This window comes from Lachnoclostridium sp. An118 (assembly GCF_002160985.1).
Classification (GTDB): Bacteria; Bacillota; Clostridia; order Lachnospirales; family Lachnospiraceae; genus Claveliimonas; species Claveliimonas stercoravium.
This window is the reverse complement of the sequence record NZ_NFLQ01000012.1, coordinates 92,856-107,530: the sequence shown is the minus strand read 5'-3', so window position 1 is coordinate 107,530 and position 14,675 is coordinate 92,856. Positions and strand designations below refer to the sequence as shown.

Genomic DNA, 14,675 nt, shown 5'->3' with positions numbered 1-14,675 from the left:
TAGCTTAATTTTACATCAAAAAGGATTAGGATTCCTTATATTTTGGCCATTTTTTGAAAGTTGTGGATAACGAAATACGGTAGATTTATCTAAGGGGATAATTCTGCGGAAACTCAAGATCCGGCTTTATTGACATTTCCTTTTATGTATTATAAACTTAAAAAGACTGAATAGGTTTGTCTATATACGAAGCCTTTAACAACATAATCAGCGTTATGTTGTACTTTCAAGCAGCTTCAGCTTTTCTAAATTTCGCTTCCACTCGCTCATGCCGTCTGACGCATAGATCCGCGTTACTTCCAGACTGCTGTGTCCAAGAATATCCGCCAGGTTAAGCAGGTTTTTTGTCTCCCTGTAAAAGGTTCTTGCGAAGAGGTGCCGCAGATTGTGCGGAAATACTCTCTCCAGCTTTACGCCGGCCTTTTTTGCAATCTGCTTCATCTCTCTCCAGATATTGGACCTGTCCTTCTCTTTTCCGGTCCGGGTACAGAAAATAATACCTGAACGGATTTTATTTTTACTTATATACAAAAGTAGTTTCTTTCTTAGGACAGCTGGTATGATCACAATCCGATACTTTCCTTTGTTCCAGACTCTCACGATACCCTTTTTCACATTTTCCACACGAAAATATTTAAGCTCGCTGACACGGATTCCTGTAGCGCACATAGTTTCCATGATCATGGCAATCTGCTCCTTCTTTCCCTGTCTTGCTGTCCGTACCAGATCATGAAACTCTTCCTTCTCAAGCAGCTTTTCTCTGATATGGATATCTGTCCTCTGCATACGTATACGTTTTACCCGGAGTCCTTCCATACCTATAAAGACCAGATACTGATTTAGAGCCGCCAACATAGAGTTAGCACTGCTGGCTGAATAGGACTCCATCAGCCACTCCTTATATCTGATCAGCTGCTCCTTCCCGACCTCCTCCCCTCCTATAAATCCCGCAAATTTTCTCATATCTCTCATATACTTCTCGATAGTGGCCAAAGAGCTCCCCCTCTCCTGCAGATACTCCCGAAAGTCGTCCATGTCCTTCTCTTTGATGCGAAATGTCCTTTTTTCCATAAAAAACAAGCTTCCTTTCTTTTTTCTTTAGTGTGTATCCATCCACTATAATACAACCTGGGAATTTCTTCCATCACATGCAGAAAAAAGGCGCCCGGTCTCGTGGACCGGACGCCTGCCGTAAAGTCTGTGTCTGTATTCAGCTTTCCTTCTCCTTCATCGCCCTCATATGCTTTTCCACCATCAGGGCAATCTTAAATGTCATGGCGTCCTCAAACACCCGGACGTCCAGACCTGTCTTCTTCTGTATCTTCTCAAGGCGATATACCAGCGTGTTCCGGTGCACGTACAGCTTTCTCGCTGTCTCCGAGATATTCAGGTTGTTCTCGAAGAAGGTGTAGACCGCTGCCAGCTCCTCCTCCTCGAAGCTCTCCATTGCATTTCCCTCAAACACCTCATCCAGGAACATCTCGCACAGAGAGGCGGGGAGCTGGTGTATGAGCCTGCCGATCCCCAGCACCCTGTAGGACAGCACGCGACGCTGGGAATAGAAGATGCGCCCCACCTCCAGGGCCATGTCCGCCTCCTTGTAGGAGCGGGATACATCCTTGAGCTCCTCCACAATGGTGCCGTAGGAGACACGGACGCCCACCATGACCTCCATCCCCAGTGTATCCACGATCACATCCGCCATGTGCTGGATCGCCTTGTAATCCTCTGTGGGCTCCAGCGCCTTCACGAGGATGATATGCCCCTCCTCAACGGAAGTGGCAAAATCCCTGGCTCCGATGGAGAAGATCCCCTTCAATGTCTCCAGGACCAGGCTGCTGTCCGCGTTCTTCGTCTCTACCAGGAACACGACTCTCCTCTGCAGCACCGGGATCTTCAGCTTCTTCGCCTGATTGTAGATATCCACCAGAAGGAGATTGTCCAGAAGAAGGCTCTGGATAAATCTGTTCTTGTCCATTTTTCCGCGGTTCATGGATACCAGGCTCTCCAGGTGGCTGATCCCAAAGCGTCCGGCCAGCACCGCCCTTTCATCTGTCCCGTCCACCGCCAGCACATAGAGGCTCTCTCCGCTCTCCAGAAGGAACAGGCTCTGTTCCCCTGCGCTCTCCTCCGTCCCCTGGCTGTTATACCTTTCTATCAGGTCCTCCACCTCTGCCTGCCGGGGCTTTGTCTTTACGTTCGTCATGGCCAGGCACTCTGCTTTCTCATTCCATATAGAGCAGTCAAAGCCTGATATCCTCTTTATCTCCTGTATCAGCTTCTGTATCGTTTGATTTGACAGCAACGTTTCACATCCTTTCCGGGCTCTGCTCCCGTTTTTTCCATTCTCTCATCTGGCAGTCAAATACACTGATCTCCAGATCCGTCTGAAATCTTTTAGCCAGGATAAGCCCCGCTGCAGCAGACAGCAGGGTAAGGGCGAGGTACAAAACACTTCTCTTCATTTCCGATCTTCCTCCGCTCTCTCCCCACCTTGGAAACCGTCCTACATAATATAGCCGTCGAACAGTGTCGTTTTTCCCCTCTGGCGTCAGATTTTTTTTAATTTTTCTTTGATCCGGTCCATTCTCCGGTATATGGCTTTTTCTGTAATTCCTATTATAGCAGAAATTTCCCGTGTCTCATAACCGTTTATTTTCAAATACAGGATTTCTTTTCCTGTCTTATCAAGGCCTTCCAGGACCCGCTCTGTCTTCTCAGAAAAAAATCTTCCCTCCTCCAGCTCAAGATATTTCATGACGGCTCTCCTTCGATCCAGCATCCATCCCTCTGCCTCGTAGGCCTCCCAGGGTGCCCAGTGCTCCAGGAACCGGCGCTCCGATTTGAAGGTATCCCAGTCGTATTCCCGCAGGACCTGTATCTGGGCCTCCTCCATCCCCCACTGCCGCAGGACCTTTTCCTCCTCTTCCTTCCGGCTCTTCCACAGCAGCTCTTCCCTGGCCTTATTGTATTCCCACTCCAACGTTCCTCTCTTTTTTATCCGTATGTATTCTGTATCTCCTTTTAGATATACGTTCAACATTGATTATATATTATGTCAAAACGGCGTACAATTAACGTTTCGTTGCAGACCCGGATGGCGGGCGCATCCCACTCTCGGGACAGAAAAAGAGAGACACCCTCTCAGGCGTCTCTCCCTTGGTCTTCACATATTCATTTTAAAGCATCTGACTAGTTTGTGATCGTCAGCTCTGTCTCTTTGTCAAAGATGTGGATCTTCTCAGCATCCAGGGCAAACTTAACTGTGTCGCCGGATCTTGCTGTAGTCCTGGGGTCAACTCTCGCTGTCATGCTGGAGCCCTCATAGTCGAAGTACAGAAGCACTTCTGCGCCCAGCATCTCGTATACACGGATCTTTGCCTCGATCACTGTGTCAGGAGAAGCCTCGATGAACATCTGCTCATCATGTACATCCTCAGGACGGATACCGAGAACAACTGTCTTTCCGTCATAGCCGCCCTCTTTGAGCGCTTTTGCTTTTGCAGGCGGAAGAGCGATCGTGTGAGGTCCTGTTACAAGAGAAACTTTGTCTCCCTCAACTTTGCATGTAGCATCGATAAAGTTCATCTGCGGGGATCCGATGAAGCCTGCGACGAACATATTGCACGGATAATCGTACAGTGTCTGCGGTGTATCTACCTGCTGTACAACACCGGCGTTCATGACTACGATCCTTGTACCAAGTGTCATAGCCTCTGTCTGGTCATGTGTTACGTAGATGATCGTTGTGCCCAGTCTCTGGTGAAGCTTGGAGATCTCAACACGCATCTGTCCACGGAGTTTTGCGTCCAGGTTGGAGAGAGGCTCGTCCATAAGGAATACCTTGGGGTTACGCACGATAGCACGACCCATGGCAACACGCTGTCTCTGTCCACCGGAAAGAGCCTTCGGCTTACGATCCAGAAGAGCTTCCAGGTCGAGGATCTTGGCAGCCTCGCGGACCATCTTGTCGATCTGGTCCTTCGGAACCTTTCTCAGCTTCAGACCAAACGCCATGTTATCGTATACTGTCATATGCGGATACAGAGCGTAGTTCTGGAATACCATTGCGATATCGCGGTCCTTCGGCTCCACGTCGTTAACAACTCTGTCGCCGATCTTCAGCTCACCGGATGTGATCTCCTCAAGACCTGCGACCATACGGAGTGTTGTGGATTTTCCACATCCGGATGGTCCTACGAAGATGATGAATTCTTTATCCTCGATCTCAAGGTTGAAATCTTTAACAGCTTCAAATCCGTTAGGATATGTTTTGTTAATGTGCTTTAATGATAAACTTGCCATTGTTCTATTCCTCCTGTTAATGGTACCCGGCCGGAGCCGGCGTTCTCTATCTGTTAATCAGTATATAAAAAAAGAAGGGACTGCGCCATGCCCAAGTTGAACAATCTTTTTTTTGATTTCTATACAACTTGACCAACCGTCCCCTCTTCTCTTTCGTCAGTCTGACAGCATCAGTCCTCTTCCGTGCGCAAAAGCGCCTGGTAAACCTCTCTCTTGCTGATGCCTCTGTCCTTTGCCACCCTCTTCATGGCCTCCTTCCGGTCCGCCCCCTGGTCTGCGTAGTACCTCATATGCTCCTCCAGGGACAATTCCTCCCACTTTCTCTGCGACTCCCTGCGCAGCTCCTCCCGGCTCCTTCCCCGGATGACAAGGACGCACTCTCCCCGGGGCTCATGAGCCCTGTAGTAGGCGCAGGCCTCCTCCAGCGTGGCATGGCAGACCGTCTCATGCTTCTTTGTCAGCTCCCGGCAGACGGACACCTGCCGGTCCCCCAGTGTCTCAAGGAGCTCCTCCAGCGTCCGCACGAGGCGGTGCGGCGCCTCGTAGATCACGATGGTCCTTGTCTCGTCCTTCAGCTCCTCCAGCACCTCTCTCCTCTCTTTGTTATCAGAGGGCAGGAACGCTTCAAAGGCGAAGCGCCTCGTAGGGAGCCCGGAGATGGTAAGGGCGGTCACGCAGGCCGCGGCCCCGGGGACGGCCGTGACAGTAACTCCCGCCTCGTGGCACATTTTCACAAGCTCCTCCCCCGGGTCGGAGATGCCCGGCGTGCCGGCATCCGTGATGAGGGCGATATTTTTCCCCTCCAGGAGAAGGGCTGTCAGCTTTTTCCCCTTCTCGATCTTGTTGTATTCGTGGTAGCTGGTCATGGGAGTCCTTATCTCAAAGTGGCTCAGCAGCTTGATGCTGTTGCGGGTGTCCTCCGCGGCTATGAGGTCTGCCTCCCTCAGGATGCGCACGGCCCGGAAGGTCATGTCCTCCAGGTTCCCGATGGGGGTGGCGCACAGATACAGTATTCCTGCCATATTTCTCTCCTATCTGCCCTGTCTGTCCAGTCCGTACAGCTCCAGCAGCTCGTCTGTGTAGGTTCCGTCTTTATTGTACACCACCAGGGGCGGCTCCACGGTCATCCTGGGGTTGGCTCCCTTCACTCCCTCCAGGAGCACCATATTCGGCTCCTTGTCTATGTAGGGATGGACGAGGCGCATCCGCTTGGGCTCCATCCGGTGGCGGCTCATGCCGGAGAGTATCTCAGCCAGCCGGAAAGGGCGGTGCACCATGTAAAACCGGCCTTTGTCCGGCAGGATCCTCTCGCTCTCCCGGAGCACATCCTCCAGCGTGCAGAGCACTTCGTGGCGGGCAATGTATTTTGCCTCATTGTCATTTTTCAGCCCGTGGGCCCCGATCATGTAGGGCGGATTGACTGTAATGACGTGAAAAGAGGCGGCACCGAAAAGGGCGGCTGCCTCTCTGATATCTCCTGTGACAATGCGGACTCTGTCCTCCAGGTGGTTGTACAGGACACTGCGGCGGGCCATATCCGCACTCTCCTCCTGTATCTCCAGGCCTGTGTAGGACTCTCCCCCGTTTTTTGCCTCCAGCAGGATGGGGAGGATGCCTGTCCCGGTCCCCAGGTCCAGAGCCCTCTCGCCCTTTTTCACCTTTGCGAAGGCGGACAGAAGGACGGCGTCCATGCCAAAGCAGAATCTGCCGGGGGACTGGATGATGCGGTACCCCCTGATCTGCAGGTCGTCCAGGCGCTCGCCCGGCTTCAGGCCCGTCGTCATCTTACTTGTCATCCAGCTTCGACGCTCCGTTCTTCTCCTCCAGCGCCTTTAGCTGCGCCATCTCTTCTTTGGATATCTTCATGTCCTTCTTTTTGCGGCGGGGCTTAAAGCGCAGCTCCGCGGCCCTGTACTCCCGGACCTCCTTCTCATCGTTGTCCAGGGTGACCACCACCTTCACAAGCTGGCGCAGTACATTGACAGACTGCACGTCCCCCTTCAGCTTCTCCGGTGTGGTGACGGTGTCTCCCACCACCGGCAGACGGCTGTTCAGCTCCTCATAGGTCTGCTCCTCGTTGGTGAGGCAGCACATGAGCCTGCCGCAGACGCCCGATATCTTGCTGGGGTTCAGGGACAGGTTCTGCTCCTTGGCCATCTTGATGGACACGGGGGCGAACTCTGTCAGGTATGTATGGCAGCACAGCTCCCGGCCGCAGATCCCCAGGCCGCCCCGGATCTTCGTCTCATCCCGCACTCCGATCTGGCGCAGCTCGATCCTCGTGCGGAACACGCTGGCCAGGTCCTTTACCAGCTCGCGGAAATCAATCCGTCCGTCCGCTGTAAAGTAAAACAGCACCTTGTTGTTGTCAAATGTGTACTCCGCGTCGATAAGCTTCATCTCCAGCCCATGCTTGCGGATCTTCTCCTGGCAGATGCTGAAGGCCTCTTTTTCCTTCTCCCGGTTCTTCTCCTCCCGGCGGTAGTCATCCCTGTTTGCTATGCGGATGACGGATTTGAGAGGCTGGCTGATCCTCTCCTCCTCCACCTCTCTTGGTCCGGTCACAACACTGCCGAACTCCACGCCTCTGGCAGTCTCCACGATCACGTTGTCCCCGTGGCGGATCTCCAGCTTTCCCGGAGAGAAGAAATAGACCTTCCCTGCCCTGCGAAATCTTACTCCAATCACCTTTGTCATATCTGTCAGTTCTCCTTTATCGTCAGCAGCAAAAGCTCCATGACAAGGTCAAAGCTCACGTTTGCCCTGAGCCGCGTCTTTGCCTTCTCCAGGCTCTCCAGTATCAGCTCTATCCCCTCGTAGGAGCTCTTCTTCGCCCGCTCCTGGATGTAGGTGATCTGGTCCTTGAACACGACCTTGTCCATATCCTTTGTCGCCTTATATAGTAACACGTCCCTGTACCATATCATGATGATGTCCAGGTAGTCGTTGATCTCCAGTTTATACGTGTTGATCTTCCTGATGGCCTTTGTGATCTCACTGATATCCATCTCGTTGATATATTTCAGGAGCTGGACCGCCTCCTCCCGTATCTCGTTGAAATGGTCCGAGCTGGCCAGCATGATGGCCCGCCCCATATTTCCCTGGGCAAAGGCCGTGCACATGTCCGCCTTGTAGTCCGGCACGTGCATAGTCTCCATGAGATATTTGCGTATCAGGGTGTCCCTGATGTTCCGCAGCTTCAGCATCACGCACCGGGATGTGATGGTGGGCAGCAGTGCCTCCGCATTCTCTGTGAGAAGGAAGATCACCGCGTAGGCCGGCGGCTCCTCGATCGTCTTGAGGAGTGCGTTCTGGGCCTGCACGGTCATCAGGTCCGCCTCCGCGATAATATATATCTTATAGGGCCCCTGGTAGGGCCTGATCTGGATATCCTCGTTGACCTGCCTACGTATGTCCTCCACGCTGATGGTGTTCGGCTTCTCGTGGGTCACCCGGATGATATCCGGATGGTTCCCGCTCTCCGCCTGCCGGCAGGAATGGCATTCGTTGCAGGGATCCGGCCCCTGCTTCTCGCATAAGAGCGTAGTGGCAAACAGGCTGGCCAGCATCTTCTTGCCGGAGCCCCTCTCCCCGTTCAGGATATAGGCATGCGACACCTTGTTCTCTGTCACGGCGCTGCGTATATAATTGATGATGTCCTTGTGTCCGACTACGTCTTTAAAGCTTCCCATTGTATATTACCTCTGTGATCTCTTCTAAACAGTGTTCTATGTCCTCGTTGCAAAACCGCCGGTGTATCCCAAGTCCGCGCAGCTTTTCCTCCGAAAAATCCTCCTCGTCCGCAAGGAAACGGCGGCACAGCTCCCTGTACTTCGGCTGCGCCTGCCGCCGCTCTCTCGCAAGAGCGCGGGCAAGCCGCTCCCCGTCCTCCACTTCTACGTAGAGGGGCAGGATATTGTCCGCTCCATAGTATCGTATCATTTTTTCGTAGGCTTCCAGGGTCCCGATCATAAGATAGTCTGCCGCTCCCAGATCCACCTGCCCGTCGTCCGCGGTAAAATATTTCCACACGCCGCAGGCTGTGTCGTAGGCCCGGAGCTCAATGATGCGTCCGGCCTTCTCCAGCTTCTCCGTCTGTTCCTCGTCCGTGAAAAAATACTCCACCCCGTTCTCTTCGCCCTCCCGCCGGGGCCTTGTGGTGTAGGGCACCACCCGCCTGAGTCCGGGAACGCGGTTCAGGAGCTCCTTGAAGATGGTATCCTTGCCCGATGAACTTTTTCCCATTATATAGTATATCTTACCCATTTATCCAGACCCTGATGCTTCCTTCTTTTTCCATGCCTTCCAGTGAAAATCCCTGTCTCCTGCTTTTGAGCAGCACCTGCAGGCTCCCGTGGCTGACGCGCTCCCCCGGGACAATGAGCGGGATGCCCGGCGGATAGAGGTAGGCGTACTCCATGGATACCAGTCCCTCGCACGCCTCAAGGGGCACGCTTCTGATACAGCCCTCTTCCCGGGCCAGCTCTTCTATCCGGGCGCTGCTGCAGACCATCTCGTTCTCCGGCAGCCCGCCGTCCTGCCCTGTGACTTCCCCGCCGTTTTCTCCCGCCGACCTGTCCATCTCCTCCAGAGCGTCACCCAGCCTGCGGAAGCCCTCCTCTGTGTCTCCCACGCTGGTCATGGCCAGGGCGTAGGAGCCGGCGGCCATCTCCAGCTGCAGATGGTACGTCTCCAGAAGCCGCAGATAAAGCTCTCTTCCTGTCATATCCGCTCTGGCTGCAGACAGGACCAGCTTGGAGCGGTCATAGCGCTCTGTCTGTGCAAGGGATAGCTTTTCCAGTTGCCCCAGACGCTCCCTGAGCCGTTCCAGCCGCTCCACGTATGGGCTGAAGAGCTCATCCCGCTTCTCGCCCAGCAGCCGGACGCACCTGTCGATGCCGGCCATGAGCACGTAGGAGGGGCTGCTGGACTGGAGCATGTCCAGATACCGGAAGATCCGGCTCCGGTCTGCATAGGGCCCGTCCACATGGAGGAGGGCCGTCTGGGTCAGCGCGGGCAGCGTCTTGTGAAGGCTGTGGATGACCACATCCGCCCCCTGCTTCAGGGCGCTCTCCGGGAAATAGGGATGAAATCCGAAGTGGGCTCCGTGGGCCTCGTCCACGATCAGGGGGATCCCCCTCCTGTGGACCTCCCCGGCAATGGCCCGGATGTCCGAGACCACACCGTCGTAGGTGGGGGAGACCAGGATCACCGCCTTTACCCTGGAATGTTCATTAAGCGCAGCTTTCACTGCGCTTACAGAGATTTCTGTATTCAACTGGATGTCCGGCCGGAAACCGGGGTACAGGTACACCGGATCCAGCCCGTTCATATAGATGGCATGATACACAGATTTGTGACAGTTCCGGCCCACCAGCACCTGGTCGCCCCTCCGGGTGCAGCCGAGGATGGCGCTCAGTATCCCCGCCGTGCTGCCGTTCACGAGAAATCTCGTCTCACCGGCCCCGTAGATGCGGGATGCCTCCTCCTGGGCCTCCCTCAGGATCCCGTCCGGGTGATGGAGGTCGTCAAAGCCCTCGATCTCCGTGATGTCTATCCCGTAGGGCAGGTCACTGCCGAAGCGCTCTGTGTTCCTCTTGTGCCCCGGCATGTGAAAGCCGTAATAGTCGGAAATGCTGTATCTGTGCAGCCTGTCATAAAGTTCAGTCATCTGATAGCCTCATATAGCTTTGTATCCTGTCTTATAATCTCTTGAGCAGCTCTTCTCTCTCTTTCTCAAAGCCCGGCTTTCCGAGGAGAGCGAACATGTTTTTCTTGTAGCTCTCAACGCCCGGCTGGTTGAACGGATTAACGCCGGACACGTAGCCGCTTACGCCGCAGGCAAACTCGAAGAAGTAGAAGAGCTCACCCAGATAGAATTCATCCTGCTCCGGGATGTTCACCATCAGGTTCGGCACATTTCCGTCTGTGTGGGCCAGGACTGTTCCGTTCATGGCGCTCTTGTTTACAAAGTCCATGCTCTTTCCTGCCAGGTAGTTCAGGCCGTCCAGGTCCACCGGCTCCTCGTTAATGAGTATCTCCTCCCTGGATGTCTCCACATTCAGGACTGTCTCATACATGATGCGGCTGCCGTCCTGGATGAACTGTCCCATGGAGTGGAGGTCTGTGGTCAGATCCACGGATGCCGGGAAGATGCCCTTCTGGTCCTTTCCCTCGCTCTCGCCGTAGAGCTGCTTCCACCACTCGGATACATAGTGGAGGCTCGGCTCATAGTTTGCCAGCACCTCCACGGATTTGCCTTTTCTGTGGAGGATGTTGCGGATGGCCGCATACTGCAGGGCGTCATTTTCCTCAAAGGGCTTGTTCAGGGCCAGCTCCCTTCCTGCTGCCGCTCCCTCCATCAGCTTTTCAATGTCCGCGCCGCTGACTGCGATGGGCAGAAGGCCCACGGCTGTCAGAACGGAGAAGCGCCCTCCCACATCGTCCGGCACGACGAAGGACTCGTAGCCCTCCTCTGTGGCCAGGTTCTTCAGGGCTCCTCTTGCCTTGTCGGTGGTGGCGTAGATCCTCTTTGCCGCCTCCTCTTTGCCGTACTTCTTCTCCAGCATCTCCTTGAACACGCGGAAGGCGATGGCCGGCTCCGTGGTAGTGCCGGACTTGGAGATGATATTTACGGAGAAATCCCTGTCTCCTATCACATCGATGAGTCCCTTCAGGTAGGTGCTGCTGATGCTGTTTCCGGCATAGTAGATCTCAGGTGTCTTGCGGATCTCTCTGGACACGTTATTGTAGAAACCGTGGCGCAGGAACTCGATGGCCGCTCTCGCTCCCAGATAGGAGCCGCCGATGCCGATGACGACCAGCACCTCGGAATCGCTCTTGATCTTCTCCGCCGCCTTCTGGATGCGCGCAAACTCTTCTTTATCGTAATCTACAGGAAGATTTACCCAGCCAATATAGTCGTTTCCTGCTCCCGTCCCGCCTACCAGGATGTCCCTGGCATTTCCTACGATCTCTTTCATGGAGTCTATTTCATGCTCTTTGATAAATGTCATTGCCTTTGAATAATCGAATGTAACCTTACTGCTCATGGTAAACCCTTCCTTCTCTCTTTGTTTTCGTATGCTTACGATATGGTGATACTGTTCCTGAGCCGGGCGGGTCGTCCCGCTTCAGCTCATATCAAGTTTATTTTACCAGTATTACCCTTTATAATCAAGCCAAAAACTCCTCCAGTATCTCCCGGATGCGGACCTCCTTTGAAATCTCGTCCTCTTCCTTCCCGCTCCTCGTCCGGGCCGCCTTTTCCTCCTTCTGGATCCTGTCCTTCCCTGCCTGGCGCCTTCTGGCGTCAGCGGCCGGCTCTCCGGAGGCCTCCTCCCGGAAGTGTATCCTCTGTCCCTGCGCCGTCTCCGGGACGGTCTCCCCTGCCGCCTCCTGGCGTATTTCCGGCTGGCGTATCTCCGGTTGGCGTATCTCCGGCTGGCGTGTCTCCGGCTGGCGTGTCTCCGGCTGACAGATTTCGGGCTGCGGCCCCTCAGCCGGCTGCAGGATTTCCGGCTGTATCTCTCTGGCCGGCCGGATGGCCTCCGGCTGCGGATCCGTATCCGGCGGCGCCATGGCCTTCCACTCCTCCTTCACCTTGTCCGCCTGCGCCTTCTCGTACCGGTGGGCGCAGACATTTTCCAGATAGTCCACCATATAGTTCCTGATAACGCCAAGCTGGTACTTCTCATCGCTCGTGAGTTGGAACAGGAAGAGGAGGATGGCTCCTCCCGCTCCCGCCGCACCGTACTGGAGCACCTGGTCCGCCATGCCCCGGGTCCCGTACCAGGCTCCCGCTCCCGCCAGTCCGGCGAGAAGACACAGCCACACCCCCGCCTTCTCCAGCCGCCTCCAGGTGTGGAGCCTGAGGCCCCCGGCCCGGTATTCATGGAGGTATTTCTCCACGAACACCTCCACGTTCTGGACCCGGTCGCTCACCATGCAGGCATGTTCAAATTTTGCCTTCACGAGACGGACCAGGGAGTGATTGCTCTTATTCATGTTGCCGGACGCCCGGACCAGCCTCTTCAGGGAGATACCGGCAGCTATCTTGCTGACCACCCCCACAGCAGCGGCTATCCCCATAAGGATAACCAGAATATGTCTGTCCAATACCACTTCTAACATGATCTAACCCTCCTTCTTTGATTTGATTATACTCAGATCCGGGAGGGAAACCAGAAAAACCGTTCTACAGCTTCTGCAGGGAAACAGGGGATTTCCGGCGCTTTCTGGCGAGTCCTGCCGCTCCTTTTACAGCCCCTTTTCCGGCATTTTCGCAAGGAGGGCCTTCACAAGCCTTACGCTGTGGGAGATGGCCTGCTCCTCAAAGGCCGGATAGTCCACGGTGGCGCTGTTGTCGGCTTTGTCAGAAATCGCTCGGATAATGACATACGAAATCCCGTTCAGGTAAGCGGCGTGGGCAATGCCCGCCCCCTCCATCTCCGTACACAGAGGGTCGAAATTGCGCTTGATCCGCTCCTTGTCCTCTGCGTCCGAGATAAACTGGTCGCCGGACACCACTCTTCCCGTGAATGTGCGGATATCCGGATTGGCCTCCTGGTTGGCCTCTCTTGCCAGCTCTACCAGGCGGGGGTCCGCCTCAAAGGAAAACACGTCCATCCGGGGGATCTGCCCCACCGGGTCGCCGAACTTGGAGGCATCCATGTCGTGGTACAGGGCATCCGTGGATATCACGATATCCCCAATGTCGATACGGGCATCTAAAGACCCGGCGATCCCTGTGTTGACCAGCATGTCCACTCCAAACTCCGAGGCCAGTATCTGGGCGCACAGAGCCGCGTTCACCTTGCCGATGCCGCTGCGCACCACCACTGCGTCCCGACCGCAGAGCAGGCCCTTTACAAAGGTCATGCCCGCGATCTCCTTTACCTCCTCTGCCTGCATCTCCTCTTTTAAGGCGGAGACCTCCTCCTCCATTGCTCCTATGATCCCTATCATCTTGCTCATCCTTTCTACCTAATAAAATAAATGATCATGTCTGATAACCTTCTTTTTGCTGCCCCTCCATTATACCGTGGGAGGGATGGGTTTGCAATCTACGGGAATGGATCTGCGATCGGCAGGGAAGTCCTTGCTTTCCCCCGTCCTCCATGGTATCGTAGACAGTATACAGATAGCAGCTGCACAGTGCTGTTTTCCTGTCGCCCCATGTTCATCTGCCGCGCCTTCTGGCCGCAGATTGTTTCTATTATTATACTCATCTGAATATCTCAGTCCGCATCGGACAGATATCCAACGGATTTTTTACAATTATTATGATAAGATCAAGGCAATCTGCTATCTGTTATGTTATGATAAGGATAAGAAAACAGTTCCTGTGCCGCCGGAAACGGAGGACATATTGCAGGAAAAAAACAAGCCAAACACGGAGCTTTCCCACCTTGAAGATCTGGCCTTCAAGTCCGCTGCAGACTATTTTGGCGACGAGCTGATCCACTGGCTGGGCATTCCGGAGAGGGCCGTCCGGTCCGCCTGACCTGCCTCAAGGATGACAATTCGGACCAGCTCTTTGCCCGTCTTGCCGGGCGAAGCGGCTCTTCTGTGTCGAGGGAAGACATTATCCCGCTTCTCCTCTCGCCCCTGATGGGAGACAGCAGCAGTCAGAAGGACCGGATCTTGCAGGCAATCCAGCTCCTGAAATCAGCTGAGGGCTCTTTTGCCCCGGAGGAGATCCAAAAGATGGAAGCGATACTCTACGCTTTCGCAGTAAAATTTTTGAAAAACAAGGACCTTGAAGCAATAAAGGAGGCGATCGCCATGACAAAGCTTGGACAGATGATATGGGATGACGCAATAGAGAAGGGACGCGAGGAGTGGACACGCATCGGACGACAGCAGGCGTCCGACCGCTATAGCAGGCTTATCCTTCTTCTCAGCAAAGAGAAAAAGGAAGACCAGATCATTAAAGCCGCATCTGACTCTGCCTACAGAGAGGAGCTGTTCCAGAAATACGGTCTGTGACACAGCCATTGATTTCAGCCTGTCTTTCTGCTATAATTCCCTCGACAAAAGACATCACCTCTCCTGCGCAGGACTCTGCACAGGGAGTACAAAGGATAAGGAGGTTTCTATCATGATACAGTTCAGACCACAGGGCGTCTGTTCCCAGCTCATCAACGTAGAGCTGGACGGCGATACTATCAAATCCGTAGAGTTCGTAGGGGGCTGCTCCGGAAACACCCAGGGAGTTGCCCGGCTTGTGGAGGGCATGAACGTGGACGAGGCCATCTCCCGCATCGAGGGCATCCAGTGCGGCTTCAAACCCACATCCTGCCCGGATCAGCTTGCCAAAGCCCTGCACATGGCAAAGGCACAGCAGAAATAACACAAAACCGCTGAAT

The 14,675-nt window shown here is 54.4% G+C and carries 17 protein-coding genes; 3 read left to right on the top strand and 14 right to left on the bottom strand.

All coding sequences use genetic code 11. The features are described from left to right. Positions 1 to 213: 213 nt before the first annotated feature. The 14 genes from B5E62_RS11340 to B5E62_RS11280 all read right to left on the bottom strand — a co-directional run bounded on the left by B5E62_RS11340 (position 214) and on the right by B5E62_RS11280 (position 13,272). Complete coding sequence (locus B5E62_RS11340; RefSeq protein WP_087174676.1) at positions 214 to 1,071, bottom strand: tyrosine-type recombinase/integrase; 858 nt, start codon at positions 1,069 to 1,071, stop codon at positions 214 to 216. 139 nt (positions 1,072 to 1,210) lie between these two features. After that, complete coding sequence (locus B5E62_RS11335) at positions 1,211 to 2,305, bottom strand: PucR family transcriptional regulator (RefSeq protein WP_087174675.1); 1,095 nt, start codon at positions 2,303 to 2,305, stop codon at positions 1,211 to 1,213. A 4-nt stretch (positions 2,306 to 2,309) separates the two neighbouring features. Continuing rightward, positions 2,310 to 2,465 (bottom strand): hypothetical protein, encoded by a 156-nt coding sequence (locus B5E62_RS16945; RefSeq protein ID WP_162610302.1) that lies wholly within the window; start codon positions 2,463 to 2,465, stop codon positions 2,310 to 2,312. A gap of 86 nt (positions 2,466 to 2,551) precedes the next feature. Continuing rightward, positions 2,552 to 2,983 carry a helix-turn-helix transcriptional regulator gene (locus B5E62_RS11330; RefSeq protein WP_087174674.1) on the bottom strand — a complete coding sequence of 144 codons (432 nt, stop codon included), beginning with the start codon at positions 2,981 to 2,983 and terminating at the stop codon, positions 2,552 to 2,554. A gap of 209 nt (positions 2,984 to 3,192) precedes the next feature. Next, positions 3,193 to 4,305 carry an ABC transporter ATP-binding protein gene (locus B5E62_RS11325; RefSeq protein ID WP_087174673.1) on the bottom strand — a complete coding sequence of 371 codons (1,113 nt, stop codon included), beginning with the start codon at positions 4,303 to 4,305 and terminating at the stop codon, positions 3,193 to 3,195. 170 nt (positions 4,306 to 4,475) lie between these two features. Continuing rightward, entirely contained in the window at positions 4,476 to 5,327 is an 852-nt protein-coding gene (gene rsmI, locus B5E62_RS11320) for a 16S rRNA (cytidine(1402)-2'-O)-methyltransferase (protein WP_087174672.1), read from the bottom strand. 9 nt (positions 5,328 to 5,336) lie between these two features. After that, positions 5,337 to 6,089, bottom strand: a complete 753-nt coding sequence (locus B5E62_RS11315; RefSeq protein ID WP_087174671.1) for a tRNA1(Val) (adenine(37)-N6)-methyltransferase — start codon at positions 6,087 to 6,089, stop codon at positions 5,337 to 5,339. A gap of 1 nt (position 6,090) precedes the next feature. Beyond that, the gene (locus B5E62_RS11310; protein WP_087174670.1) at positions 6,091 to 7,002 is read right to left on the bottom strand and encodes a PSP1 domain-containing protein; all 912 of its coding nucleotides are present in this window, start codon (positions 7,000 to 7,002) and stop codon (positions 6,091 to 6,093) included. Positions 7,003 to 7,007: 5 nt separating this feature from the next. After that, entirely contained in the window at positions 7,008 to 7,997 is a 990-nt protein-coding gene (gene holB / locus B5E62_RS11305) for a DNA polymerase III subunit delta' (RefSeq protein ID WP_087174669.1), read from the bottom strand. Beyond that, complete coding sequence (locus B5E62_RS11300; protein ID WP_087174668.1) at positions 7,984 to 8,571, bottom strand: guanylate kinase; 588 nt, start codon at positions 8,569 to 8,571, stop codon at positions 7,984 to 7,986. Before B5E62_RS11300 ends, holB begins: the two co-directional genes overlap by 14 nt. Then, positions 8,564 to 9,976 carry an aminotransferase class I/II-fold pyridoxal phosphate-dependent enzyme gene (locus tag B5E62_RS11295; protein ID WP_087174667.1) on the bottom strand — a complete coding sequence of 471 codons (1,413 nt, stop codon included), beginning with the start codon at positions 9,974 to 9,976 and terminating at the stop codon, positions 8,564 to 8,566. The genes B5E62_RS11300 and B5E62_RS11295 overlap by 8 nt, the downstream gene beginning before the upstream one ends. A gap of 31 nt (positions 9,977 to 10,007) precedes the next feature. Further along, on the bottom strand, positions 10,008 to 11,357 hold the full coding sequence (locus B5E62_RS11290; protein WP_087174666.1) for a glucose-6-phosphate isomerase: 1,350 nt from the start codon (positions 11,355 to 11,357) through the stop codon (positions 10,008 to 10,010). A 124-nt stretch (positions 11,358 to 11,481) separates the two neighbouring features. Beyond that, positions 11,482 to 12,438 carry a hypothetical protein gene (locus tag B5E62_RS11285; RefSeq protein WP_087174665.1) on the bottom strand — a complete coding sequence of 319 codons (957 nt, stop codon included), beginning with the start codon at positions 12,436 to 12,438 and terminating at the stop codon, positions 11,482 to 11,484. Between the two features lie 126 nt (positions 12,439 to 12,564). Then, positions 12,565 to 13,272: a 5'-methylthioadenosine/adenosylhomocysteine nucleosidase gene (locus B5E62_RS11280; RefSeq protein WP_087174664.1), complete on the bottom strand. Its 708-nt coding sequence runs from the start codon at positions 13,270 to 13,272 to the stop codon at positions 12,565 to 12,567. 403 nt (positions 13,273 to 13,675) lie between these two features. Here B5E62_RS11280 and B5E62_RS17435 point away from each other — a divergent pair, with 403 nt between their 5' ends. The 3 genes from B5E62_RS17435 (at position 13,676) to B5E62_RS11270 (ending at position 14,659) form a co-directional block, all read left to right on the top strand. Then, positions 13,676 to 13,810, top strand: coding sequence for a hypothetical protein (locus B5E62_RS17435; protein ID WP_275532589.1), 135 nt, complete (start codon positions 13,676 to 13,678; stop codon positions 13,808 to 13,810). A gap of 65 nt (positions 13,811 to 13,875) precedes the next feature. Next, the gene (locus tag B5E62_RS11275) at positions 13,876 to 14,295 is read left to right on the top strand and encodes a hypothetical protein (protein WP_143468862.1); all 420 of its coding nucleotides are present in this window, start codon (positions 13,876 to 13,878) and stop codon (positions 14,293 to 14,295) included. 115 nt (positions 14,296 to 14,410) lie between these two features. Beyond that, positions 14,411 to 14,659 (top strand): TIGR03905 family TSCPD domain-containing protein, encoded by a 249-nt coding sequence (locus B5E62_RS11270; RefSeq protein ID WP_087174687.1) that lies wholly within the window; start codon positions 14,411 to 14,413, stop codon positions 14,657 to 14,659. The last annotated feature ends 16 nt before the right edge of the window (positions 14,660 to 14,675 follow it).